24 protein-coding genes are annotated in these 22,967 nt (G+C 70.8%); 15 read left to right on the forward strand and 9 right to left on the reverse strand.

Translation table 11 applies throughout. The features are described 5' to 3' along the window. The first annotated feature begins 34 nt into the window (after positions 1–34). A complete protein-coding gene (locus ABD378_RS23955; RefSeq protein WP_386544121.1) occupies positions 35–1,273 on the forward strand; it encodes a hypothetical protein in 1,239 nt (412 codons plus the stop codon). A 70-nt stretch (positions 1,274–1,343) separates the two neighbouring features. Here the strand turns inward: ABD378_RS23955 and ABD378_RS23960 are convergent, their stop codons facing one another. After that, complete coding sequence (locus ABD378_RS23960; RefSeq protein WP_344523529.1) at positions 1,344–1,988, reverse strand: PH domain-containing protein; 645 nt, start codon at positions 1,986–1,988, stop codon at positions 1,344–1,346. A gap of 275 nt (positions 1,989–2,263) precedes the next feature. Here ABD378_RS23960 and deoC point away from each other — a divergent pair, with 275 nt between their 5' ends. From deoC to ABD378_RS23975, 3 genes are read left to right on the forward strand one after another with little or no spacing between them, the layout of a single operon-like run. Beyond that, complete coding sequence (gene deoC / locus ABD378_RS23965; protein ID WP_344523615.1) at positions 2,264–3,232, forward strand: deoxyribose-phosphate aldolase; 969 nt, start codon at positions 2,264–2,266, stop codon at positions 3,230–3,232. A gap of 3 nt (positions 3,233–3,235) precedes the next feature. Continuing rightward, positions 3,236–4,690 (forward strand): aldehyde dehydrogenase family protein, encoded by a 1,455-nt coding sequence (locus tag ABD378_RS23970; RefSeq protein ID WP_344523531.1) that lies wholly within the window; start codon positions 3,236–3,238, stop codon positions 4,688–4,690. Then, on the forward strand, positions 4,683–5,573 hold the full coding sequence (locus ABD378_RS23975; RefSeq protein WP_344523533.1) for an aldehyde dehydrogenase family protein: 891 nt from the start codon (positions 4,683–4,685) through the stop codon (positions 5,571–5,573). The genes ABD378_RS23970 and ABD378_RS23975 overlap by 8 nt, the downstream gene beginning before the upstream one ends. 114 nt (positions 5,574–5,687) lie before the next feature. On the opposite strand, the gene ABD378_RS23980 is transcribed toward ABD378_RS23975, so the two are convergent. Beyond that, positions 5,688–6,425: a TetR/AcrR family transcriptional regulator gene (locus tag ABD378_RS23980; protein WP_344523535.1), complete on the reverse strand. Its 738-nt coding sequence runs from the start codon at positions 6,423–6,425 to the stop codon at positions 5,688–5,690. 126 nt (positions 6,426–6,551) lie between these two features. Here ABD378_RS23980 and ABD378_RS23985 point away from each other — a divergent pair, with 126 nt between their 5' ends. After that, positions 6,552–7,154 (forward strand): NADPH-dependent FMN reductase, encoded by a 603-nt coding sequence (locus ABD378_RS23985; protein WP_344523537.1) that lies wholly within the window; start codon positions 6,552–6,554, stop codon positions 7,152–7,154. A 27-nt stretch (positions 7,155–7,181) separates the two neighbouring features. Then, complete coding sequence (locus tag ABD378_RS23990; RefSeq protein WP_344523539.1) at positions 7,182–8,693, forward strand: MDR family MFS transporter; 1,512 nt, start codon at positions 7,182–7,184, stop codon at positions 8,691–8,693. 12 nt (positions 8,694–8,705) lie between these two features. On the opposite strand, the gene ABD378_RS23995 is transcribed toward ABD378_RS23990, so the two are convergent. Beyond that, positions 8,706–9,107, reverse strand: a complete 402-nt coding sequence (locus ABD378_RS23995; RefSeq protein WP_344523541.1) for a hypothetical protein — start codon at positions 9,105–9,107, stop codon at positions 8,706–8,708. Between the two features lie 81 nt (positions 9,108–9,188). Here ABD378_RS23995 and ABD378_RS24000 point away from each other — a divergent pair, with 81 nt between their 5' ends. Continuing rightward, positions 9,189–9,869, forward strand: a complete 681-nt coding sequence (locus ABD378_RS24000) for a uridine kinase family protein (protein ID WP_344523543.1) — start codon at positions 9,189–9,191, stop codon at positions 9,867–9,869. Positions 9,870–10,016: 147 nt separating this feature from the next. On the opposite strand, the gene ABD378_RS24005 is transcribed toward ABD378_RS24000, so the two are convergent. Then, a complete protein-coding gene (locus ABD378_RS24005; protein ID WP_344523545.1) occupies positions 10,017–10,784 on the reverse strand; it encodes a SigE family RNA polymerase sigma factor in 768 nt (255 codons plus the stop codon). Between the two features lie 181 nt (positions 10,785–10,965). Here ABD378_RS24005 and afsQ1 point away from each other — a divergent pair, with 181 nt between their 5' ends. The 5 genes from afsQ1 to ABD378_RS24030 all read left to right on the forward strand — a co-directional run bounded on the left by afsQ1 (position 10,966) and on the right by ABD378_RS24030 (position 14,761). Beyond that, on the forward strand, positions 10,966–11,643 hold the full coding sequence (gene afsQ1, locus ABD378_RS24010) for a two-component system response regulator AfsQ1 (RefSeq protein ID WP_030562528.1): 678 nt from the start codon (positions 10,966–10,968) through the stop codon (positions 11,641–11,643). Continuing rightward, complete coding sequence (locus ABD378_RS24015) at positions 11,640–13,223, forward strand: ATP-binding protein (RefSeq protein WP_344523552.1); 1,584 nt, start codon at positions 11,640–11,642, stop codon at positions 13,221–13,223. The genes afsQ1 and ABD378_RS24015 overlap by 4 nt, the downstream gene beginning before the upstream one ends. Next, the gene (locus ABD378_RS24020) at positions 13,220–13,822 is read left to right on the forward strand and encodes a hypothetical protein (RefSeq protein WP_344523554.1); all 603 of its coding nucleotides are present in this window, start codon (positions 13,220–13,222) and stop codon (positions 13,820–13,822) included. The genes ABD378_RS24015 and ABD378_RS24020 overlap by 4 nt, the downstream gene beginning before the upstream one ends. Positions 13,823–13,876: 54 nt before the next feature. Further along, positions 13,877–14,467 carry a VanZ family protein gene (locus tag ABD378_RS24025; RefSeq protein WP_344523556.1) on the forward strand — a complete coding sequence of 197 codons (591 nt, stop codon included), beginning with the start codon at positions 13,877–13,879 and terminating at the stop codon, positions 14,465–14,467. 90 nt (positions 14,468–14,557) lie between these two features. Further along, positions 14,558–14,761 (forward strand): PspC domain-containing protein, encoded by a 204-nt coding sequence (locus tag ABD378_RS24030; protein WP_344523558.1) that lies wholly within the window; start codon positions 14,558–14,560, stop codon positions 14,759–14,761. Positions 14,762–14,852: 91 nt separating this feature from the next. Here ABD378_RS24030 and ABD378_RS24035 read toward each other — a convergent pair whose 3' ends face one another. Both ABD378_RS24035 and ABD378_RS24040 read right to left on the reverse strand, forming a co-directional pair. Beyond that, positions 14,853–15,272: an ATP-binding protein gene (locus tag ABD378_RS24035; RefSeq protein ID WP_344523560.1), complete on the reverse strand. Its 420-nt coding sequence runs from the start codon at positions 15,270–15,272 to the stop codon at positions 14,853–14,855. Positions 15,273–15,414: 142 nt separating this feature from the next. After that, the gene (locus ABD378_RS24040) at positions 15,415–16,584 is read right to left on the reverse strand and encodes an adenosine deaminase (protein WP_344523562.1); all 1,170 of its coding nucleotides are present in this window, start codon (positions 16,582–16,584) and stop codon (positions 15,415–15,417) included. A gap of 114 nt (positions 16,585–16,698) precedes the next feature. On the opposite strand from ABD378_RS24040, the gene ABD378_RS24045 reads away from it, so the two are divergent. Further along, positions 16,699–17,466: an alpha/beta fold hydrolase gene (locus ABD378_RS24045; RefSeq protein ID WP_344523564.1), complete on the forward strand. Its 768-nt coding sequence runs from the start codon at positions 16,699–16,701 to the stop codon at positions 17,464–17,466. Positions 17,467–17,560: 94 nt separating this feature from the next. Here the strand turns inward: ABD378_RS24045 and ABD378_RS24050 are convergent, their stop codons facing one another. Then, a complete protein-coding gene (locus ABD378_RS24050; protein ID WP_344523566.1) occupies positions 17,561–18,559 on the reverse strand; it encodes a LysR family transcriptional regulator in 999 nt (332 codons plus the stop codon). Positions 18,560–18,621: 62 nt separating this feature from the next. Here ABD378_RS24050 and ABD378_RS24055 point away from each other — a divergent pair, with 62 nt between their 5' ends. After that, positions 18,622–19,926 carry an MFS transporter gene (locus ABD378_RS24055; protein ID WP_344523568.1) on the forward strand — a complete coding sequence of 435 codons (1,305 nt, stop codon included), beginning with the start codon at positions 18,622–18,624 and terminating at the stop codon, positions 19,924–19,926. Between the two features lie 118 nt (positions 19,927–20,044). Then, on the forward strand, positions 20,045–21,052 hold the full coding sequence (locus tag ABD378_RS24060) for a sigma-70 family RNA polymerase sigma factor (protein ID WP_344523571.1): 1,008 nt from the start codon (positions 20,045–20,047) through the stop codon (positions 21,050–21,052). On the opposite strand, the gene ABD378_RS24065 is transcribed toward ABD378_RS24060, so the two are convergent. Together ABD378_RS24065 and ABD378_RS24070 are read right to left on the reverse strand one after the other, a co-directional pair. Then, positions 20,939–21,331 carry an STAS domain-containing protein gene (locus ABD378_RS24065; protein ID WP_344523573.1) on the reverse strand — a complete coding sequence of 131 codons (393 nt, stop codon included), beginning with the start codon at positions 21,329–21,331 and terminating at the stop codon, positions 20,939–20,941. The two genes, ABD378_RS24060 and ABD378_RS24065, sit on opposite strands and share 114 nt — an antisense overlap. A gap of 267 nt (positions 21,332–21,598) precedes the next feature. Continuing rightward, positions 21,599–22,876: a thymidine phosphorylase gene (locus ABD378_RS24070; RefSeq protein ID WP_344523575.1), complete on the reverse strand. Its 1,278-nt coding sequence runs from the start codon at positions 22,874–22,876 to the stop codon at positions 21,599–21,601. Between the last annotated feature and the right edge of the window lie 91 nt (positions 22,877–22,967).

Here is a 22,967-nt window from a genome sequence, read left to right on the forward strand (position 1 = left end):
GGCAGCGCACGATCACGTTCCGGGAGCTGCCGCAGTGCCGTACGGACCGACCCCAGAGACCTCGACCGCCTCGACGTCCGCCGCCCCACCCCGGATCGTCCCCCCGACCCTCCGCCCCCGCATCACCCCGGGCCGCTCCCGGGGCCGCCCCGCACGCGCCGCCCGCGCCCTGCGGCACGCGTCGCCCGCGCTCCTCGCGTACGGCGCCGTACGCCTCTTCGGCGCCCTGGTCCTCGCCCTCTGGGCGCGCAGGGAGCGCCGGGACGTCTGGCACCTCCTGGCGGAGTCATGGGACTGCGACTGGTACCTGAAGATCGCCGACAAGGGCTACGCGCACACCCTGGGCACCCAGATCGACGCGAACAACCTCGCCTTCTTCCCCCTGCATCCCCTGCTCATCAGGGCGGGCAGCGTGATCGTCCCGGAGCCGCGCGGGGCCGTGGGTCTCGCGGTCGCCGTCGCCTGCTCGTTCCTCGCGGCGTGGGGGATCTTCGCGGTGGGCGACCACCTGTACGGGCGCAGGGCGGGCGTACTGCTCGCCGCCCTCTGGGGCTCGCTGCCCGTCGCGCTCGTGCAGTGGATGGGCTACACGGAGTCGCTCTTCACGGCGCTCACCGCGTGGGCGCTGTACGCCGTGCTCACCGGCCGCTGGATCTGGGCGGGCGCGCTGGCCTCGCTCGCCGGCCTGACCCGCCCCACGGGGGTCGCACTCGCGGCGGCGGTCTCCCTCACGGCGCTGCTCACGCTGTTCCGCCGGGGCGGTCTCTCCGTACTCTCTGTACGCATCCTGACGGGCGCCCTGCTTGCCCCGCTCGGCTGGCTTTCGTACGTCGGCTGGGTGGGGCTGCGACTCGGCCGCTGGGACGGCTACTTCGCCGTACAGAAGCTGTGGCGCAACGAGTGGGACGGCGGGGTCGCGACGGTGCGGACCATGACGGACCTGCTGTCGGTCCAGCGTCCGCAGCTGTTCCTGATCATGGTGACGGCGACGCTGCTGGGTTCGGTGGCGCTGTTCGTCCTGTCGGTCTGCGACCGCCAGCCGCTGCCGCTGCTGATCTTCACGGGGCTTCTGCTGCTGATCGTGCTCGGCAGCAAGGGGGTCTACTTCCCGCGGGCCCGCTTCCTGCTCCCCGGCTTTCCCCTGCTGCTGCCGCTCGCGGCGGCGCTGGCCCGCGCGCGGACCCATGCCGCCGTGACGGTGATGGTGGCCGCGGCCGTGACATCGGCGGCGTTCGGGGGCCACATGCTGCTGGCTTGGATGGGCCCGCCGTAAGCGCGGGAACGCGTGATCGCGTCAGCCCGGAAACGCGTGAGCCCGTGAGCCCGCCGGCCCGCGAACGCTTCTAGGCGACGGCGAGGACCACCGCGAGCAGCACCGCCCCGGCCACGGCCGGTGCGAGGATCTCGTAGCCCCAGCGCACCACGGGCTCGCCCTGCGCGGACTTCGCGCCTGCCCGCAGTTCGGAGAGTTCGCGCAGGTCGTCCATGATCTGGTCGCCGGGCGCGCGGAGGGACTCCGCCTCACCGGGGCGCCGCGCGTTCGCGACGCTCGGATCACCGGCGGCCGTCCCCTGCGACTTCCTCCTGGCGGCCTTCTTGCGGCCGCGCAGGGAGACCGGGATGGCCCAGAGCTGGTACTTGGCGCCGGACTGGGTGAAGACCTCGTTCGAGTACCCGGAGCGCAGCCCCGAGACGGACGCCCACGGCAGCGTGATGGTCCGGAAGGGGTTCCGGATGCGGAGCCGGTCGTCGTTGGCGTACACGGCGGGGCGCACGGTGAAGGCGACGACGAGCGGCACCGCCAGGAGCAGCCCGGCGAGCGCGAGCCACGGAGTGCGGCCCTCCCCCCGGATCATCGCGTCGATGCCGAGCCAGCCGCCGAGGGCGAGCAGCAGGACGCCTCCGGCGATACCGCCGGACGACCGGAAGGTCCGGTCCTTGTACTCGGGGTACTCGGGCTCCGCCACGGGGTGCTGGGGGTCGGTCATGCGTCGATTCTGCCTGAGTTCCGCGCCGGGCCCCCTGTGGGGGCCTTGCCCGGCAGGCGGACGCACCACCACTTGGCGACGGACACCCCAGTCGCCGGGCGATCGGGCGGGGTGGGCGGAAGACATCCGCCGTCGCGCCCCGCCCTGCTCATGGGGCCGCACGTCCGCCGACCGCGCCCGCCGGGTTCGCAGGACCCGCCACCACCGCCATAGCCCCCGATACCACCCGCCCCCTGTACAGCCGCTACGCGCGTAGATATGCTCCCCTCGTGACCATGCCCACTGCACCCGCAACTGCATCCGCACACGCGCACGCGCTGAGCGACGCCACAGCGTCGGACCGCACCCTGCGCCGCTTCCTCCACGGGCTGCCCGGCGTCGACACGGTCGGCCTGGAGGCACGCGCCTCAGCGCTCGGCACGCGTTCGATCAAGAGCACGGCGAAGGCGTACGCCATCGATCTCGCCATCTCGATGATCGACCTGACGACGCTGGAGGGCGCCGACACCCCGGGCAAGGTCCGGGCACTCGGCGCGAAGGCCGTGCACCCCGATCCGACCGACCGCGGCACCCCGAAGACCGCCGCGGTCTGCGTCTATCCGGACATGGTGGCCACCGCCAAGGAGGCCGTCGGCGACAGCGGCGTCAAGGTCGCGTCCGTCGCGACCGCCTTCCCCGCGGGCCGCGCCGCCATCGGCGTGAAGCTCGGCGACGTCCGCGAGGCAGTCGCGGCGGGTGCCGACGAGATCGACATGGTCATCGACCGCGGCGCCTTCCTCGCGGGTGACTACATGACGGTGTTCGAGCAGATCCGCGCCGTGAAGGAAGCCTCCGGCGAGGCCCGGCTCAAGGTCATCTTCGAGACCGGCGAGCTGTCCACGTACGACAACATCCGGCGTGCGAGCTGGATCGGCATGCTCGCGGGAGCGGACTTCATCAAGACCTCGACCGGCAAGGTCGGCGTCAACGCCACCCCCGCGAACACCCTCCTGATGCTGGAAGCCGTACGCGACTTCCGCGAGCAGACCGGGGTACAGATCGGGGTGAAGCCCGCGGGCGGCATCCGCACCTCCAAGGACGCGATCAAGTTCCTCGTCCTGGTGAACGAGACGGCGGGCGCGGACTGGCTGGACAACCACTGGTTCCGCTTCGGCGCCTCATCGCTCCTCAACGACCTGCTGATGCAGCGCCAGAAGCTGGCCACGGGCCGCTACTCCGGCCCCGACTACGTGACGGTGGACTGACCCATGACTTCCACACCTTCGGCTTCCACGGCTTTTGAGTACGCACCCGCCCCGGAGTCCCGCTCCGTCGTCGACATCGCGCCGTCGTACGGCCTGTTCATCGACGGCGAGTTCGTGGAGGCCGCGGACGGCAAGGTCTTCAAGACCGTCTCGCCCTCCACCGAAGAGGTCCTCTCCGAAGTCGCGCAGGCATCGTCCGAGGACGTCGACCGCGCGGTGAAGGCCGCCCGCAAGGCCTTCGAGAAGTGGTCGGTGCTGCCGGGCGCCGAGCGCGCCAAGTACCTCTTCCGCATCGCCCGGATCATCCAGGAGCGCAGCCGCGAACTGGCCGTCCTGGAGACCCTCGACAACGGAAAGCCCATCAAGGAGACGCGCGACGCCGACCTCCCCCTGGTCGCCGCGCACTTCTTCTACTACGCGGGCTGGGCCGACAAGCTCGACCACGCCGGGTACGGCGCGAACCCCCAGCCCCTGGGCGTCGCGGGCCAGGTCATCCCCTGGAACTTCCCGCTCCTGATGCTCGCCTGGAAGATCGCCCCGGCGCTCGCGACGGGCAACACGGTCGTCCTGAAGCCCGCCGAGACCACTCCCCTGAGTGCCCTGTTCTTCGCGGACATCTGCCGCCAGGCGGGCCTCCCCAAGGGCGTCGTCAACATCCTTCCCGGGTACGGCGACGCGGGCGCGGCCCTCACCGCCCACCCGGACGTGAACAAGGTCGCCTTCACCGGCTCGACCGCCGTCGGCAAGGCCATCGCACGCCAGGTCGCGGGCACGGACAAGAAGGTCACGCTCGAACTGGGCGGCAAGGGCGCGAACATCGTCTTCGACGACGCCCCCATCGACCAGGCCGTCGAGGGCATCGTCACCGGCATCTTCTTCAACCAGGGCCAGGTCTGCTGCGCGGGCTCGCGCCTCCTCGTACAGGAGTCGGTCCAGGACGAGGTCCTCGACGCCCTCAAGCGGCGCCTGACCACCCTGCGTCTGGGCGACCCGCTGGACAAGAACACGGACATCGGCGCGATCAACTCCGCCGAGCAGCTCGCCCGGATCAAGGCCCTGACCGAGACCGGCGAGGCCGAAGGCGCCGAGCGCTGGTCCGCCCCGTGCGAACTCCCCTCATCCGGCTACTGGTTCGCGCCGACGCTCTTCACGAACGTCACGCAGGCGCACACCGTCGCCCGCGACGAGATCTTCGGCCCGGTGCTCTCGGTCCTCACCTTCCGCACGCCGGAAGAAGCGGTCGCCAAGGCCAACAACACCCAGTACGGCCTCTCCGCCGGCATCTGGACGGAGAAGGGCTCCCGCATCCTCGCGGTCGCCGATCGCCTGCGCGCGGGCGTCATCTGGGCCAACACGTTCAACAAGTTCGACCCGACCTCGCCCTTCGGCGGCTACAAGGAATCGGGTTACGGCCGCGAGGGCGGCCGCCACGGCCTGGAGGCTTACCTCGATGTCTGAGCAGCGTTTGAGTGTCTTCAAGACCTACAAGCTGTACGTCGGGGGCAAGTTCCCCCGCAGCGAGAGCGGCCGGGTGTACGAGGTGACCGACTCCAAGGACAAGTGGCTGGCCAACGCCCCGCTGTCGTCCCGCAAGGACGCGCGTGACGCGGTCGTCGCCGCGCGCAAGGCGCAGGGCGCCTGGGCGGGCAAGACGGCCTACCTGCGCGGCCAGATCCTCTACCGCGTCGCGGAGATGCTGGAGGGCCGCAAGGACCAGTTCGTCCGTGAGGTCGCAGAGGCGGAGGGCCTGTCCAAGTCCAAGGCCGCCGCGATCGTGGACGCGGCGATCGACCGCTGGGTCTGGTACGCGGGGTGGACCGACAAGATCGCCCAGATCGTGGGCGGCGGAAACCCGGTCGCGGGCCCCTTCTTCAACCTCTCGTCGCCCGAGCCGACGGGCGTGGTGACGGTCGTCGCCCCGCAGAAGTCGTCGTTCCTCGGCCTGGTGTCCGTCATCGCCCCGGTGATCGCGACGGGCAACACGGTCGTGGTGATCGCCAGCGAGAACTCCCCGCTCCCGGCCCTCTCCCTCGGCGAGGTGCTCGCCACCTCCGACCTGCCGGGCGGCGTCGTGAACATCCTGTCCGGCCGTACGGCGGAGATCACCCCGTCGCTCGCCGCGCACCAGGACGTGAACGCGATCGACCTCGCGGGCGTCGAGGACGACGTACTGGCCAAGGAGCTTGAGGTCGCCGCGGCGGACAACCTCAAGCGCGTCGTCCGTCCACAGCCTGTGGACTGGTCGGCGGATCCGGGCACGCACCGCCTGACGGCCTTCCTGGAGACCAAGACGGTCTGGCACCCCACGGGTTCGCTGGGCGCGTCCGGCTCCTCGTACTGAGCCGCACCGGACCACTCTCCGCACCACGAAGCCCCGGCCCTCCTCCGTCCAGGAGGGCCGGGGCTTCGCCCTTTCCGGCGGGCGCTTTCGGCGGGCCCTTTCCCGCGGGCGCCGTCAGATGCCGAGCCGGGCCGCGATGCCGTCCAGGACACATTCGAGGCCCGTCTCGTACATCCAGGTGGCGTCGTCCTTGCGGCGCGAGCGCCGGCCGTAGCGCTGGTAGGTGGGGTAGCGGCCGGTGTCCATGAGGTACGTCATCTGCGGCGCGAGGCCCATCCGGGTCTCGGCGCCGGACGACCAGCCCTCCGACTCCGTCCAGTCCCGCAGGGCCACTTCGGACGAGGCCGCGCCGTGCGCGTAGGAGCTGACCGTGCGGAAGGCCATCATCATGGCGTCCTCGTCAAGACCGAGGCCGTCGAGCGCCGCCAACTGCCGCTCGGCGATGGCCATCCGGCCCGGGGTGAGCACGAAGAGGGCCGTGGGCAACTGACCCACCCACGGGTGACGCAGCATCATGTCCCGGGTCAGCAGGGCGAAGGCCCGCAGCACCTCACGCCACTCGGTCAGCTCCTCGGGAATCCGGTGCTCGGCCGCCACCCTCTCGGCCATCAGCGCCCACAGGTCGTCCTTGCCCGAGACATGCCGGTACGCCGCCATGGGCGCGACCCCCAGCTCCGTGGCGAGCCGTCGCATCGTGACGGCGGCGAAGCCCTCCGCGTCGGCGACCTCCACCGCGACGGCCCCGATGCGCTCCAGGGACAGCGAGGCGCGGGGCGCCGCCGGCTGCTCCAGGCGCTCCCAGAGCGACTTGTCCGGCACCGCCGCCTTGCCGTCCTTCTTCTGGCCAGCCACAGCCGGGCTCCTCTCATCGGGACGCGAGCGTACAACGTATCTCTCAGTGGACGCTGTACACACTGACGTGTACGTTGTACGCATCTAGATACGCCGTACACATCCCAACGTTCCCAGGGGTCCCCCATGACCAGCAGCAGCACCGCCCACCCCCTCCGCGTGGCCGTCGTAGTCGGCAGCACCCGCGAGGGCCGGTTCGCACCCGTCGTCACGCAGTGGCTCACGGGGCATCTCGCCCAGCGCGACGACCTGACCGCCGATGTCGTCGACTTCTCCGAGACCCCGCTGCCCACCGCCCTCCCCGCCTTCGGGCAGCCGCCCGCACCCGGCACCGAGGAGGCCCTCGCCCTGGTCTCTCCGCGCCTCGCGGCGGCCGACGCGTTCATCTTCATCACGCCGGAGTACAACCACAGCTTCCCGGCGTCCCTGAAGAACGCCATCGACTGGCACAACGAGCAGTGGCACGCGAAGCCGATCGGCTTCGTCTCCTACGGCGGCCTGTCGGGCGGTCTGCGCGCGGTGGAACAACTCCGCGTCGTCATGGCCGAGTTGAACGCCACGACCATCCGCAACACGGTCAGCTTCCACAACGCCTGGGGCCGGTTCGGCGAGGACGGCACCGTCGACGACCCCCAGGTCGACACGGCGGCCAAGGCGCTGCTCGACCAGCTGACCTGGTGGGCGCACGCCCTGCGGGACGCCAAGTCCATCCGCCCATACACCGCCTGACGCTGCGTCATTTCTTCTGGGGGAGCCATGAGTCAACGTACGGATGAAACGAGCACCCCGGACACCCCGGACGCCGAACAGCCGCCCGCCGAGTCGGGCGGCCCGTCCAAGCTCGTCCTCTTCGGGCTCCTCCTTGGCCTGATGCTCGGTCTGCTCGACGGCACGATCGTCGGCACCGCCCTGCCCACGATCGTCGGCGACCTCGGCGGCCTCGACCACCTCTCCTGGGTGGTGACCGCCTTTCTGCTGACCGCCTCCGTCTCCACTCCCCTCTGGGGCAAGCTCGGCGACCTGTACGGACGCAAGGGCAGCTTCATCTGGTCGATCACGGTGTTCCTCGCGGGCTCCGTGCTCTCCGGGCTCGCCCAGGACATGGGGCAGCTCATCGCCTTCCGCGCCGTCCAGGGGCTCGGCGCCGGGGGGCTCATGGTCGGCGCCATCTCGATCATCGGCGTCATGCTGCCGCCGTCGCAGGCCGGCCGCTCGCAGTCGATGGTCGGCGCGATGATGCCCGTCGCGCTGGTCGGCGGGCCGCTGCTCGGCGGCTTCCTCACCGACCAGTTCGACTGGCGCTGGGTCTTCTACGTCAACGTGCCCGTCGGCGCGATCGCCCTGCTCGTCGTCGGCCTCCGCCTGCACCTGCCCGGCGAGCGGAGCACCGCACGCATCGACTACGCGGGGGCCGCGCTGCTCTCCGCGGGCATCCTGTCCCTGACGCTGCTCGGCAGTTGGGGCGGCACGACGTACGACTGGACGTCGCCGCAGATCCTCGGGCTCGGAGCGCTCGGCACCGGCGCTCTGGTCTGGTTCGCCCGGGTCGAGCGGCGGGTCCCCGAGCCGATCATCCCGCCCCGGCTCTTCGCCGACCGCAACTTCACGCTCGCCCAGGTCCTCACCTTCCTGGTGGGCGCGGCCATGCTCGGGGCATCCGCCTATCTGCCGCAGTACATGCAGTTCGTACGCGGCGCGTCATCGACGGCCAGCGGAATGCTGCTGCTCCCGCTGATGGCGGGGATGTTCGGGGCGCAGCTCCTGCTGGGACGGGTCACGTCCAACGGCGGCGGCTACCGCGCCTACCCCGTCATCGGCGGGGCACTGACGGCCGTGGGCGGGCTCGCGCTCCTCGCGATCGGCGCGGACACCCCGACGGCGGTGACCTCCGCCCTGACCCTCGTACTCGGCACCGGCATGGGCTTCCTGATGCAGAGCACGCTCCTGATCACCATCAACAGCGCGGAGCCCCGCGACATGGGCGCGGCCACCGGCACCGCCACCCTCCTCCGGACGATCGGCGGCTCGCTCGGGATCGCCGTGCTCGGCGCGGTCTACTCGAGCCGGGTCGCGTCGGCCGGGATGCCGGAGGGCGGCATGTCGTGGACGCCCGAAGCGGTGCGGGAGATGCCGAAGGCGGTGCGGGACGCGGTGCGGACGGCGGTCACCAGCGGGCTGCACGGCGTGGCCATCGGAGCCGCGCTGCTGGGGGCCGTGGCGTTCGCGGTGGCCTGGCTGGTGCGGGAAGTACCGCTGCGGAAGGGGTGACGCCCCTGCGGTTCAGCCGGGCAGCAGCCCCGCGGCCTGGCTCACCAGCGGCAGGTCGTTCAGCGCTCCGCCCTTCGTCAGCGGCGCCGTCACCGGCGCCGTCGAGACCGGCTTGAAGTCCGCGATCCGGGTGCCCACCGCGTTGTCCAGTGGGTCGACCCCGGTGCCCGCGAGCGGGTTGAGCTTCAGCTCCTTGACAGGACCGAGCCCACCCGCGGTGACCTCTTGCACCGCACGGAACACCCCCGCGCCGGCCGCCGGCAGATTTTCGGACGCCTGGGGGGTGGGGGCCGGCGCGGCGTTCGCCGTCGCCGCGCCGCCGATGCCGAGCGCCGTTCCCGCGACGGTGACCGTCAGTCCCGCGCGCAGAAGGGCGCGGGAGAGGTGCTTGGAGGCTGCTGCGTGCCGTGCCATGGGTACCGCCCGAATCCTCTTGGGTAATCAGATGCGCACGTAGCGTAGTTGAGGTGTGTCGCGGGCACCAAAGCCCTACCCATGGGGTCGCCTGGGCGGCTCAATGCAGCACACTGGTCTCTCGTGAGTTCCCATCCCCCGATACCCACCCGAGTCGTGCTGCTCGCCGGCCCCTCCGGTTCAGGCAAGTCGTCGTTCGCCGCCCGCTCCGGGCTGCCCGTCCTGTGCCTCGACGACTTCTACAAGGAGGGTGACGACCCGACGCTGCCGCAGGTCCCCGGCAGCGCGGACATCGACTGGGACTCTCCCGCCTCCTGGGACTCGGACGTCGCCGTCGCCGCCATCGAGCAGCTGTGCCGTACGGGACGTACGCGCGTCCCCGTCTACGACATCGCCACCAGCTCGCGCACGGGCGAGTCCGCGATGGACATCGAGCGCACCCCCGTCTTCATCGCGGAGGGAATCTTCGCGGCGGACATCGTGGGGCGGTGCCGGGAGATCGGCGTGCTCGCCGACGCGATCTGTCTCCGTGGCCGGCCGTCCACCACCTTCCGGCGGCGGCTTCTGCGTGATCTGCGCGAGGGGCGCAAGTCCGTGGCGTTCCTGCTGCGCAGGGGCTGGCGGCTGATGCGCGCCGAGCGCGCCATCGTCGCCCGGCAGAGCGCGCTGGGTGCTCATCCCTGCGGGAAGGACGAGGCCTTGGGGCGGGTCGCCGCCGCTGCCGCCGGGCGGTGCGTCAAGGCTCGCGCCGACGCCGCGTAGCTCCGCGCGGGGCCGAAGCCCCGAACACAGCAGAAGGACCGGAAAGACCCCCCGGCCTTCCGGTCCCGCCACTTGTTCCCCCGTGGATCCCCCGTGATCCCCCGTGCTACCGCCGCCTCCCCCCGGGAGCGGCGACCCCCGTGATCCCTAGGCGACCAACTCGCCGAAGGACTCTTCTTGGTCACGGCCGAAGCTGAGGACCTCGTCCTCGCGCAGCCGGCGCAGGGAGCGCCAGATGCTGGACTTCACCGTGCCCACGCTGATGTCGAGGATGTCCGCGATCTCGGGGTCCGTGCGGCCCTCGTAGTAGCGAAGGACCAGCATCGTCCGCTGCAGTTCGGGGAGGCGGGCCAGGGCCTGCCAGAGAACCGCACGGAGTTCGGTGCCACGCATCGCGTCCGTGTCGCCCGCCGTCTCCGGCAGCTCCTCGGTCGGGTACTCGTTGAGCTTGCGGCGCCGCCAGGCGCTGATGTGCAGGTTGGTCATGGTGCGGCGGAGGTATCCGCCGACCGCGGCCTTGTCGCTGATCCTGTCCCAGGCCCGGTACGTCGAGAAGAGGGCGCTCTGGAGCAGGTCCTCGGCCTCGAAACGGTCACCGGTCAGGTGATAGGCGGTTGCGTACAGGGAGGCACGACGCTCCTGGACGTAGGCGGTGAACTCCGCCTCCGGCCCTGATGTGCGCTCCCCCGTGTCCTCCCTGTACGCGGCTCCCCCGTGAGCCCCCCCGTCGTCCGCGCGGGTTTCCCCCCGGAACGCGTCAACCACCGTCATGTACGCGGTGTGCTGACGCCCGGTGCCGCGAGCGCACCCCCGCCCGCTCACGGCACCGGACTTCTCGTGCCTCTCGGCAGGCCGGATCACGTCGTGGAGACGCGTGATTACTGCGCTTGAGCTGGTGCTGTGCAGTGTGTTCATCTCGCGCCCCCCGTCGGTGGAGTCCGGCTTCTTCCGTGTGACCAAAACTCTGCCGGACCCACTTCATGACGGTGTCCGCCGACTGTCACAGGCCTGCAACAGCCAATCTGCTTGTAGGGGAGAAGTGTGGGAGCGCTCCAACAGTCGAACTGTGCCCATGTCATGGGACAGAATGACGTCCGTGCCTTCCCTGTTGCTGATCGAGGACGACGACGCCATCCGTACGGCCCTTGAGCTTTCGCTCACCCGCCAAGGGCATCGGGTGGCTACTGCTGCCACCGGCGAGGACGGCCTGAAGCTGCTCAGTGAGCAGCGGCCGGACCTGATCGTGCTGGATGTGATGCTGCCGGGCATCGACGGATTCGAGGTGTGCCGTCGCATCCGGCGCACCGACCAGTTGCCGATCATTCTGCTGACCGCGCGCAGCGATGACATCGACGTGGTCGTCGGGCTCGAGTCCGGTGCCGACGACTATGTCGTGAAACCCGTGCAGGGACGGGTGCTCGACGCCCGTATCCGTGCGGTTCTGCGGCGCGGTGAGCGCGAGGCCAATGACGCGGCGACCTTCGGTTCGCTCGTCATCGACCGTGCCGCGATGACCGTCACGAAGAACGGCGAGGATCTGCAGCTCACGCCGACCGAGCTGCGGCTGCTCCTGGAGCTGAGCCGCAGGCCCGGACAGGCGCTGTCGCGGCAGCAGTTGCTGCGCCTGGTGTGGGAGCACGACTATCTCGGTGACTCCCGGCTCGTCGACGCGTGTGTGCAGCGCCTGCGCGCGAAGGTGGAGGACGTGCCGTCCTCGCCGACGCTGATCCGTACGGTGCGTGGGGTCGGCTACCGGCTGGACACTCCTCAGTGACCAAACCGCAGGACAAGCTCCGCGGTTGGGCCGCGGCGCGCAAGGCGATACTGGCGGGGCTGCGCTTCACGAGCCTGCGGCTCCGTCTTGTCGTGGTGTTCGGTCTGGTGGCGCTCACCGCCGCCGTGACGGCTTCCGGAATCGCGTACTGGCTGAACCGCGAGGCGGTCCTGACGCGCGCGCAGGACGCGGCCCTGAAGGACTTCCAGCAGGAGATGCAGACCCGCGCAGGTGCGCTGCCGCCCAATCCGACCCAGGACGAACTGCAGCAGGCCGCCGGGACGATGGCCAACAGCAGCCAGCGCTACAGCGTGCTCCTGATCGGGAAGGACGGCGAAGGCGACACGATCGTCGGCTACTCCGACCTGGACGCCTTCACGCTCGCCGACGTGCCCAAGTCGCTGCGCAAGACGGTGAACAAGGAGCAGCCGCTCACCTCCAGCAACAAGAGTCCGTATCACCTGTACTGGCAGCGGACCGTCGACGGCGGCACCCCGTATCTCGTGGGCGGTGCCAAGGTCATCGGCGGTGGGCCGACCGGTTACATGCTCAAGTCCCTCGAACCGGAGGCGAAGGACCTGAGTTCGCTCGGCTGGTCGCTCGCCATCGCCACCGGGCTCGCGCTCATCGGCTCCGCGCTGCTCGCGCAGGCCGCGGCGACCACCGTGCTCAAACCGGTGCACCGGCTCGGCGTCGCCGCGCGGCGGCTCGGCGAGGGCAAGCTGGACACGCGCCTGAGGGTGTCGGGCACGGATGAACTTGCCGATCTGTCACGGACGTTCAACCGGACCGCGGAGAGCCTGGAGAAGAAGGTCGACGACATGAGCGCCCGTGACGAGGCGTCGCGGCGCTTCGTCGCCGACATGTCGCACGAGCTGCGTACGCCGCTGACCGCGATCACCGCGGTGACGGAGGTGCTCGAGGAGGAGCTTGACGCGGAGACCGGCTCCGTCGATCCCATGATCGAGCCCGCCGTACGTCTCGTGGTCAGCGAGACGCGTCGGCTGAACGACCTGGTGGAGAACCTGATGGAGGTCACCCGCTTCGACGCGGGCACGGCCAGGCTCGTCCTGGACCACGTCGACATCGCCGACCAGATCACGGCCTGCATCGACGCCCGTGCCTGGCTCGACGCGGTCGAGCTCGACGCGGAGCGCGGCATCATGGTGCGGCTCGACCCGCGCCGCCTGGACGTCATCCTGGCGAACCTGATCGGCAACGCCCTCAAGCACGGTGGCTCCCCGGTGGAGGTCTCGGTGCGGCTCGCGGGCGAGAAGCTCGTCATCGCGGTGCGTGACGGAGGCCCCGGCATCCCCGAGGACGTACTGCCGCACGTGTTCGACCGGTTCTACAAGGCGAGCGCGTCCCGGCCGCGCTCGGAGGGCAGCGGGCTCGGGCTCTCCATCGCCCTGGAGAACGCCCACATCCACGGCGGGGAGATCACCGCGGCGAACTCGCCCGAGGGCGGCGCGGTGTTCACGCTGTGGCTGCCGCGCGATCCGTCGGCGCTGCTGCCCGCGGACGAGGCGGAGGACGACACGGACGACGACGCGTCCGTCGTCGAGGGAGACGAACGATGAACCGGCGACGGCTGCGGGCCGCTCTCCTCGCCACCGCGCTGACCGCGACGCTCGCCGGGTGCGGGATCCGCTCGACGGAGGTGCCGACCGACTTCGGACCCGGTCCCTCCCGGGTGCCGTGCGTGATGTCCGGGTCGAGCATCGCATCGCAGTCCACCAGCGGGGTCCCGGTGCAGGTCTTCCTGGTGTGCGCGGCGCAGCTGGTGACCGTCGACCGGTCGGTGCGGATCCCGACGGAGAAGGCGACGACCGACCGCGTCCGCATCGCGCAGGCGCTCCTCGACGAGCTCGCGCACGCACCGTCGGCCCCGGAGAAGCAGGCGGGCTTCGCGACGGACGTACGCGGCGGGACGGTCGTCAGCGGGCCCGAGAAGGGGGATCCCGAGGACGCGCTGCGGTTCAGTGCGTCTCCGGAGGACCTGTCGGCGTTCGCGCTGGCCCAGGTCGTGTGCACGTTCGCCGACAGCGCGGCCGCGGGCGACGACCGCGAGGTGATCATGGGCGGCCCGGGCGACGACCCGCTGCGGCGCTACGAATGCACCCAGGCGGTCCGCCAGCGCCCCGGGACGGTGGCTCCGCCGACGGAGATCGTGAAGTAGCCGAACAAGACAGTCACCCTGCGCGATCAAGACAGTGCCGCGTACCGGGATGAGATGCGCGGAACCGATCCTGCCGCTAGGCGCGTCTTGGGGGACGTGCGTCAAGGCTCGGGCGGCCACGGGGCCGCCATCCGCTTCCGCGCGGCGGGAGGACTCCTCCTCGTCGCGCATCTTCTGCTCGTCGGCTGGCTCACTCTGCGTCCATTGGACGTGCCCTGGGTCAGCGCGGCGAACCTTCAGCCGTTCGCCGGCATCAAGGCGGATCTGGCGCTCGGTCCTGTCCAGGCTGCCCGGCAGATAGGCGGCAGCCTGCTGCTCCTCGCCCCGCTCGGCCTGCTGCTTCCGCTGGCCGGGGGGCGGGTCCATGTCTCGCCGCTGGGTTCGCTGGTGCGGACGGTCGCGGCGGGCGCGCTGATCTCGCTCGGCATCGAACTGCTGCAGACCGGGGTCCCGGGGCAGGTCGTCGACATCGACTCGCTGTTCCTGAACACGGTGGGCGTGGCCCTCGCGCACATCGCCGTGGTGCCCGCGGTCAGGGCCAGGCTCCGCCGCCGTACTGACGTGGAACATCGCGCCGCCCTCCTGCGGGAGGACGCTTCTCAGGGTGCGACCCCGACGATTCCCAGGGTCGGTATCGCACCGTAGAGCGATGCTTTGCCCGCTTCGTGAACGTAGCTTTGAGTCATCGGGGAAACGCCCCCGGACCTCATGCCGACGGTTCACGAAGGAGCCACCATGACCGCCCTTGCCCGCCCCACGAACGGCCGGATGATCGGCGGAGTCTGTGCCGCCCTCGCCAAGCGCTTCGGCACTTCGGCGACCACGATGCGCGTGATCTTCGTGCTCTCGTGCCTTCTTCCGGGACCGCAGTTCCTGCTCTACATAGCGCTCTGGGTCCTGCTGCCCACCGAGGGCAAGGCCCGGCAGGCCGCCTGGTGAACCGGCGGCCCTCGCCGCCACATACGTACGCCGATGGGGCGCACCCTGGAGAAGGGATGCGCCCCATCGGCGTGTGCGGAGACCGTGAGGATCAGCCGAGCGGCAGACCGTTCACGGGCAGCCCCTGCGTGGGCAGGCCCTGGAGGGGCAGACCGTCCAGGGGCAGGGCCTTGGCGACCGGCAGGCCACCGAGCAGGCCCGAGAGCGGGTCGGCCGCGGCGGGCTTGCCCCGGTCGTCGGCGTGCTTCATGCTCTCGCCGAGCTTGCCCACGGTCGGCGCGGAGGCCTCCAGGGTGCTGCCGACCACGTTCTGGCCGGCGGCGATCGCCTCGGGGCCACCGGCGGGCAGCTTCTCGCCCACCTGGTCCATGGGCAGCATGGCGGTGGCGGAACCCAGGGCGCCCGTGGCGTCGGGCAGGCCCGGTGCGGCGTTCGCGGCACCCGCGCCGGCGGCGGCGAAGGCGGCGCCGAGAGCGGCGACACCGAGGGTCTTGGCGGCAGACTGCTTCATCTTCAATGCGTCCTTGATGACGGGGACTTTTGAGCGGCCCACGACCGTAAACATGTGAAGGGGCGGTCCGCAAACAGCGAAACAGCGAAAACGCGGCCGGGAATTAATGTTCCCGACCGCGCCCACATTGCCTCAATTGTTGCTACACATCGACAGAAGCCCTGGTAGAGGCGGTCTGACGGAACAGCCATTCGGACTTCAGCTCGGCATATCCGGGCTTGATGACGTCATTGATCATGGCCAGGCGTTCATCGAAAGGAATGAACGCTGATTTCATCGCATTGACTGTGAACCACTGCATGTCGTCGAGCGTGTAACCGAAAGTCCCGACCAGGTGCTCGAATTCCCGGCTCATGCTGGTGCCGGACATCAGACGGTTGTCGGTGTTCACCGTGGCCCGGAAGTGCAGCTTGCGGAGCAGACCGATGGGGTGCTCGGCGTACGAGCTCGCCGCGCCCGTCTGGAGGTTCGAGCTGGGGCACATCTCCAGGGGGATGCGCTTGTCGCGTACGTAGCTGGCGAGGCGGCCGAGCTTCACCGTGCCGTCGTCGGCGACCTGGATGTCGTCGATGATCCGCACGCCGTGGCCGAGCCGGTCGGCGCCACACCACTGCAGGGCCTGCCAGATGGACGGCAGGCCGAAGGCCTCGCCCGCGTGGATGGTGAAGTGGTTGTTCTCGCGCTTGAGGTACTCGAACGCGTCGAGGTGCCGGGTGGGCGGGAAGCCCGCCTCCGCGCCCGCGATGTCGAAGCCGACGACGCCGAGGTCGCGGTAGCGGTTGGCGAGTTCGGCGATCTCCAGGGCGCGGGCGGCGTGCCGCATGGCGGTGAGCAGCGCGCCCACGCGGATGCGGTGGCCGTTCGCCTTCGCGCGCCGCTCGCCCTCCCGGAAGCCTTCGTTGACGGCCTCGACGACCTCTTCGAGGGTGAGGCCCTGCTCCAGGTGCTGCTCGGGGGCGTACCGGATCTCGGCGTAGACGACGCCGTCCTCGGCGAGGTCCTCGGCGCACTCGGCGGCCACGCGCTTGAGGGCGTCCTTCGTCTGCATCACCGCGCAGGTGTGGGCGAAGGTCTCCAGATAGCGCGGCAGCGAACCGGAGTCGGCGGCTTCCCTGAACCAGATCCCCAGCTTGTCGGGGTCGGTCTCGGGCAGCGACTCGTACCCCGCCTCGCGGGCGAGGTCGACGATCGTGCCGGGGCGCAGGCCGCCGTCGAGGTGGTCGTGCAGGAGCACCTTCGGGGCGCGGCGGATCTGTTCGGCGCTTGGCGTTTCGCGGTCCGTCTGACCGGCTTTGGTGGTCTGGCTCGTCATCTCGGCACTCTAGCGCCTACGCGCGTAGATCGCCCGGGGGATCTCATGGGTCGATACGTAACAGTGACCCCGCGGACGGGTGGCGTACACCATCGCTTCTGACACTGTTCTGTCATGGCACAGCAAGCGACGCCCGATTCCGCGCGCGCGGCCAGGCTCGGACGCGTGATCGGCACCCGTCCTTCGGCGGTCAGCGGCGCGGTGCTGCTGCTCCCCGGCGGCCACGAGACCTCCGCCCGCAAGCCGTCCCCGTTCGCCGCGAGTGCGGTGCGCGCGCTCGGCCGCAGGCTCGCCCAGGACGGCCGTGGCGAGGGGCTTGCCGCGCACGTCGTGCATTACCGCTACCGCGGGTGGAACGGGGCGCAGGCGCAGCTCGCGCGGGACGCGGAGTGGGCGGCGGACGAGATCGTCCGCCTCTACGGCGATGTCTCGATCTGCCTCGTCGGCATGGACATGGGCGGCCGGGCCGCGCTGCGGGCCAGCGGCCACGACGCGGTCAACTCGGTCCTCGCACTGGCCCCTTGGCTCCCCGAGGACGATGTGGCCGCCTCCCCCGAGCCGGTGAAACAGCTCGCGGGGCGGCGGGTCCTGATCGTGCACGGCACGAACGACGAGCGGACCGATCCCGAGCTCTCGTTCCGGCTCGCGGAGCGGGCGAAGAAGGCGAACCGGGAGGTCTGCCGCTTCGAAGTCCACTCCGACGGCCACCGGTTGCAGCAGCACCACTCCGAAGTCCAGGCTCTGGCATCGGACTTCGTCCTGGGCTCGCTGTTCGGCCACGCGTACGCGCGCCCCCTGGAGGACGCCCTTGCGGCTCCGCCGCCGTTGGGCTTGCGGATGCCGCTCGCCGCGGGCTTCGGGGAGTCGATGCGGCAGCGGTGAGGGGTGGTGGCGGGTGCGGCCGGGCTGGAATAGCCCGTCCGGCGTTTGAGGACGAACTCGGCGGAGCCGGTGATGACGGTCACCAAGGCCCCCGCTACTCCGGCAGCAATCTGCCCCTCCTCCCCAGCAGGAACTTCTTGAACGCCGCCACCGGCGGAGTATCCGGGTGGCCGTCCAGCCAGGCCACGCCGATCTCGCGGACCGCCCGCTGGCCCGTCACCGTCAGTTCCACGACTCCCGGGCGCGGGACGGCGGGTGGCGGCAGGAGGGCCACCCCGAGGCCCGCCGCCACCAGGCCCCGCAGCGTCTCCGCCTCCTCCCCCTCGAACGCGATCCGCGGCTTGAAGCCGGCCTCCTGGCAGAGGTCGTCCGTGATGCGCCGCAGGCCGTAGCCGGGTTCGAGGGTCACGAAGGCCTCGTCCGCCGCCTCCGCGAGGCGGACCCGCTTCCGGGAGGCAAGCCGGTGGTCGTCCGGCACGACGAGGCGCAGCCGCTGCTCGTCGAGGCGGCGGGCCACCAGATCGGGGGCGTCCGGCACGGGCGAGGTGAGGCAGAGATCCAGCTCGCCCGCACGGAGCCGCTCGATCATCGCCTCCCCGTAGTTCTGTACGAGGCTGAAGCGGACCCTCGGATGGTCCGCGCGGAAGGCGCGGATCAGGCCGGGGACCGTCTCCGAGCCCATCGTGTGGAGGAACCCGAAGGCCACCTTGCCCGACGCCGGGTCCGCGTCCGCCCGCACGGACTCCGCGGCCCGCTCCACCTCACCGAGCGCCCGCTCGACGGAGGCGAGGAACGTACGCCCCGCCGGGGTCAGGGACACCGTCCGGCCGTGCCGCGCGAACAGGTCGACCCCCAGGTCCTGTTCGAGACGTACCAGCGCACGCGACAGCGTGGACTGCGGCACCTGCATCTCCTGCGCGGCCCGCGTCACGTGCTCCGTCCGCGCGACCCCCGCGAAGTACGCGAGCCGCGGCGAGAGCAGCGCGGACCAGGACCCCGGGGTCAGCTCGGCGGGCACCGACGTGACTCCGCCGATGTCTCCTACGTAACTGCTCTGCGACAGACGCCGCTCTGAACTGCGCTCATGCACCATGGGAACGATTATGACCAGTCCGTGCATTGGACGGATGAGTCACCTGTGCCTACGTTCGACACATGCCTCCTGCCAGTAGCGGGGCGTCCGCCACCCACGCGGTCGCCCTCACCCCGTCGTCCACCGATGCCTCTGCCGAAGCCGACTCCCGGCTCACCCCCGGTGGCCCCGGCTACCGCCGGATGAGCTTCGCCCTTTTCCTGGCGGGTGTCGCCACCTTCGCCCTCCTCTACTCCACGCAGGCGCTGCTCCCCCTCGTCTCCGCCGACTTCGGCGTCAGCGCGAGCACGGCGAGCTGGACGGTGTCGGCCGCCACGGGCGCCCTCGCCCTCTTCGTACTGCCCCTGAGCGCGCTCAGCGAGCGGTTCGGGCGGCGGACGCTGATGACGGTTTCGCTGACGGTCGCGGTGGTCGTGGGTCTTCTCGTCCCCTTCGCGCCCTCCATCGGCGCGCTCATCGCGCTGCGCGCCGTGCAGGGCGCGGCGCTCGCCGGGCTCCCGGCGTCCGCGATGGCCTTCCTCGCCGAGGAGGTCAGGCCCAAGGCGCTTGTCGCCGCGATCGGCATGTTCGTGGCGGGGAATTCGATCGGCGGCATGAGCGGGCGCGTCATCACGGGCTGGGTCGCGCAGGCCTGGGGCTGGCGCGTGGCCGTGGGCGTGGTGGGCCTCGTGGCCGTCCTGTGCGCCCTCGCCTTCCGCGCGCTGCTCCCCGCGCCGCGCCACTTCACCGCGGGCTCGCTCAACCCCAAGGCGCTTGGCAGGACGATCCGTTCACACCTCTCCAACCCGCTGCTGTGCCGCCTGTACGCGATCGGCGCGCTGTTCATGACGGTGTTCGGCGCGGTCTACACGGTGATCGGCTACCGCCTCACCGAGGCGCCCTTCTCGCTCCCCCAGGGCATCATCGGCTCGATCTTCCTGGTCTATCTCGTCGGTACGGTCTCATCGGCCGCCGCGGGCAAGCTGGTCGCGCGGCTCGGCAGGCGCGGGGCGCTGTACCTGGCGGTGAGCACGACGGCGGGCGGCCTGCTGCTCTCCCTCTCCGATGCGCTGGTCATGGTGTTGCTCGGGCTCGTCCTGATCACCGCGGGCTTCTTCGCGGGTCACGCGGTCGCCTCCTCGTCCGTGAGCCGTACGGCCACCGCGGGGCGCGCACAGGCTTCGGCGCTCTACCAGTCCGCGTACTACCTGGGATCGAGCGCGGGCGGCACGCTCGGCGCCGTCGCCTTCCACTCGGGGGGCTGGGCCGGGACGGTGAGCCTTGGGCTGCTCGCGGTGCTCGGCGTCGCGTCCATCACCGTCTGGGGGTCGCACGCCGCTCGCGTCCAGGAGCGGCGGGACCGGCGAGGGCTTGTGGCAGCGCACTAGCTGTTCCGGGCGACCCTCTCCCGCCTGCGGGTTTTCCGACTCCGGGGGCCGTTGTCAGTGGGCTGCGGTAGCTTCCAAAGTGCTGGGACTTTCGTGGCAGCCGCAGGGGTGGGTTGGGATGACTGACATCGCAGGGACGACGTCGGAACTGGACGTCACGCTGGAGAAGCACCGGGTCGAGCTGACCGGGTACTGCTATCGCATGCTGGGCTCGGCCTTCGAGGCCGAGGACGCGGTGCAGGACACGATGGTGCGCGCCTGGCGGAGCTACGAGAAGTTCGAGGGCCGCTCCAGCCTGAGGTCGTGGCTGTACAGGATCGCGACGAACGTCTGCCTGGACATGCTGAACGCGGGCAACCGCCGCGCACGCCCCATGGACCTGACCGCGGCGGCGCCGCTGGCCCAGGCCGCGCTCACACCGCGCCCGGACAACGTATGGCTGGAGCCGATGCCGGACGCGCGCATGCTGCCCTCCGTCAGCGACCCCGCCGAGGCGGCCGTGGCGAAGGAGTCGGTGCGCCTCGCGTTCGTCGCCGCCCTGCAGCAACTGCCGCCCAAGCAGCGGGCAGTGCTCATCCTGCGCGAGGTCCTCGCGTGGAAGGCCAGCGAGGCGGCCGAGCTCCTGGACACCTCGGTGGCCTCCGTCAACAGCGCGTTGCAGCGGGCGCGGGCGACGCTGGCCGAGGGTCACGCCGACGACACTGCCGTGTCGGACCCCCTGGACGACGAGCAGCAGAAACTGCTCGAACGCTATGTCGCGGCCTTCGAGGGGTACGACATGGCGGCACTGACGGCGCTGCTGCACGAAGACGCCATCATGACGATGCCCCCGTTCGACCTGTGGCTGCGCGGCACGTCCGACATCACCGGCTTCATGTCGACCATGGGCGCGTCCTGCGCCGACAGCCGCCTGTTCCCGGTCGACGTCAACGGCACGCCGGGCTTCGCCCACTACAAGCCCGACCCGGAGAAGGGTGGGTTCACGCCGTGGGCGGTTCAGGTCATCGAGATCTCAGAGGGGCGGATCGCGGGCTTCCACTGCTTCCTGGACACGCCCCGGTGGTTCCCGCTGTTCGGCCTGCCGGCCCATCTCGACCTCAATGGGGAGCCCGACGAGGTGCAGTAGCTCGCGCAGGTGCGGGGCCGGGTTCCGCAGGCGGATCCTGCCACCCGCTCGACGGGCGGTGAGCTGGAGTCTGGCGAGGGCGTCCACTGCGGCGAGGACGGGTGGGCCGAGGTCCGCCACGTCGCATACGAGGACGTCCGCGTCGCTCGCTTGCAGCGTGGCGCGGGCCTCCTCGCAGAGGCGGTGCGTGGCCTCTCGGTCGAGGGTGCCGGTGAGGGTCAGGTCTGGCGGCTTAATGGCTTCCACGTTGGGGAGACCGTGCGGGCCGCCGGAACTCATCGGTAGGTCCGCCTGCGGCGAGCTTCTCCCCAACCCCGCCCCTTCCCGAAAACCCGCTCGGCGCGGGGGCCCTGGTTGCCGTCATCACCGGCTTCGCCGAGTTCGTCCTCAAACGCCGGACGGGCTGAAGATTTCCCCGGCTCGGGGAAATCTTTCAGCCCGGCCGGCGTTTGAGGCCATCTTGTCGGGGGTCCAGGGGGCGGAGCCCCATGGTTTCGGGAAGGGGCGGGATTGGGGAAAGCCCCGCAGGGACCGCCCCTCCCTCGCTTAGGCGATGCGGTCCAAGACGATCGGCGTCGCCGCGAAGCCCGTGCCCTCGGGGGCGATGTCGAAGGAACCGGCCACCGCCTGCAAGGCGTAGTCGAACCGCTCCGGAGTATCCGTGTGCAGCGTCAGCAAGGGCTGGCCCGCGGTCACAACCGCGCCCGGCTTCGCATGCAGCTCAACCCCCGCCCCCGCCTGCACCACGTCCTCCTTGCGCGCACGCCCCGCGCCAAGCCGCCACGCGGCGACGCCGACGTCGTACGCGTCGAGGCGGGTCAGGACGCCCGACGACGGCGCCGTCACGACGTGCGTCTCCCGGGCCACCGGGAGGGTCGCGTCCGGGTCGCCGCCCTGGGCGGCGATCATCCGGCGCCACACATCCATCGCCGAGCCATCAGCCAGCGCCTTCGCCGGGTCCACATCCTTCAGCCCCGCCGCGTCCAGCATCTCCCGCGCCAGGGCGAGGGTCAGCTCGACCACGTCGGCCGGGCCGCCGCCCGCGAGGACCTCCACCGACTCGCGGACCTCAAGCGCGTTGCCCGCCGTCAGGCCCAGCGGCGTGGACATGTCCGTGAGCAGCGCCACCGTGCGTACGCCGTGGTCAGTGCCCAGGCCGACCATCGTGGACGCCAGTTCGCGGGCGTCCTCCAGGGTCTTCATGAAGGCGCCCGTGCCGACCTTCACGTCCAGGACCAGCGAGCCCGTGCCCTCGGCGATCTTCTTCGACATGATCGAGGAAGCGATGAGCGGGATCGCCTCCACCGTGCCGGTCACGTCCCGCAGCGCGTACAACTTCTTGTCCGCAGGGGCCAGGCCGTCGCCCGCCGCGCAGATCACCGAGCCGACGCCGTCAAGGACGCTCAGCATCTCCTCGTTCGAGAGGAGCGCGCGCCAGCCCGGGATCGACTCCAGCTTGTCCAGGGTGCCGCCGGTGTGGCCGAGGCCCCGGCCCGACAGCTGCGGGACCGCGGCGCCGCACGCCGCGACCAGCGGGGCGAGCGGCAGCGTGATCTTGTCGCCGACGCCACCCGTGGAGTGCTTGTCGGAGGTGGGGCGGGAGAGGGACGAGAAGTCCATGCGCTCGCCGCTCGCGATCATCGCGGCCGTCCAGCGGGCGATCTCGCCGCGGTTCATGCCGTTCAGCAGGATCGCCATGGCGAGCGCGGACATCTGCTCGTCGGCGACCGCGCCGCGGGTGTACGCGTCGATGACCCAGTCGATCTGCTCGCCGCTCAGCTCGCCGCGGTCCCGCTTCGTACGGATGACGGAGATGACGTCCATGGCATAACCCCTCTTTGCGCCTAAAACGGTGATCACGACTCTACGCGCATAGAGCCGCGAGATGAAGACGCCCCCTGCCCGCGCATCAGCA

This window comes from Streptomyces rectiviolaceus (genome assembly GCF_039533825.1).
GTDB lineage: Bacteria > Actinomycetota > Actinomycetes > Streptomycetales > Streptomycetaceae > Streptomyces > Streptomyces rectiviolaceus.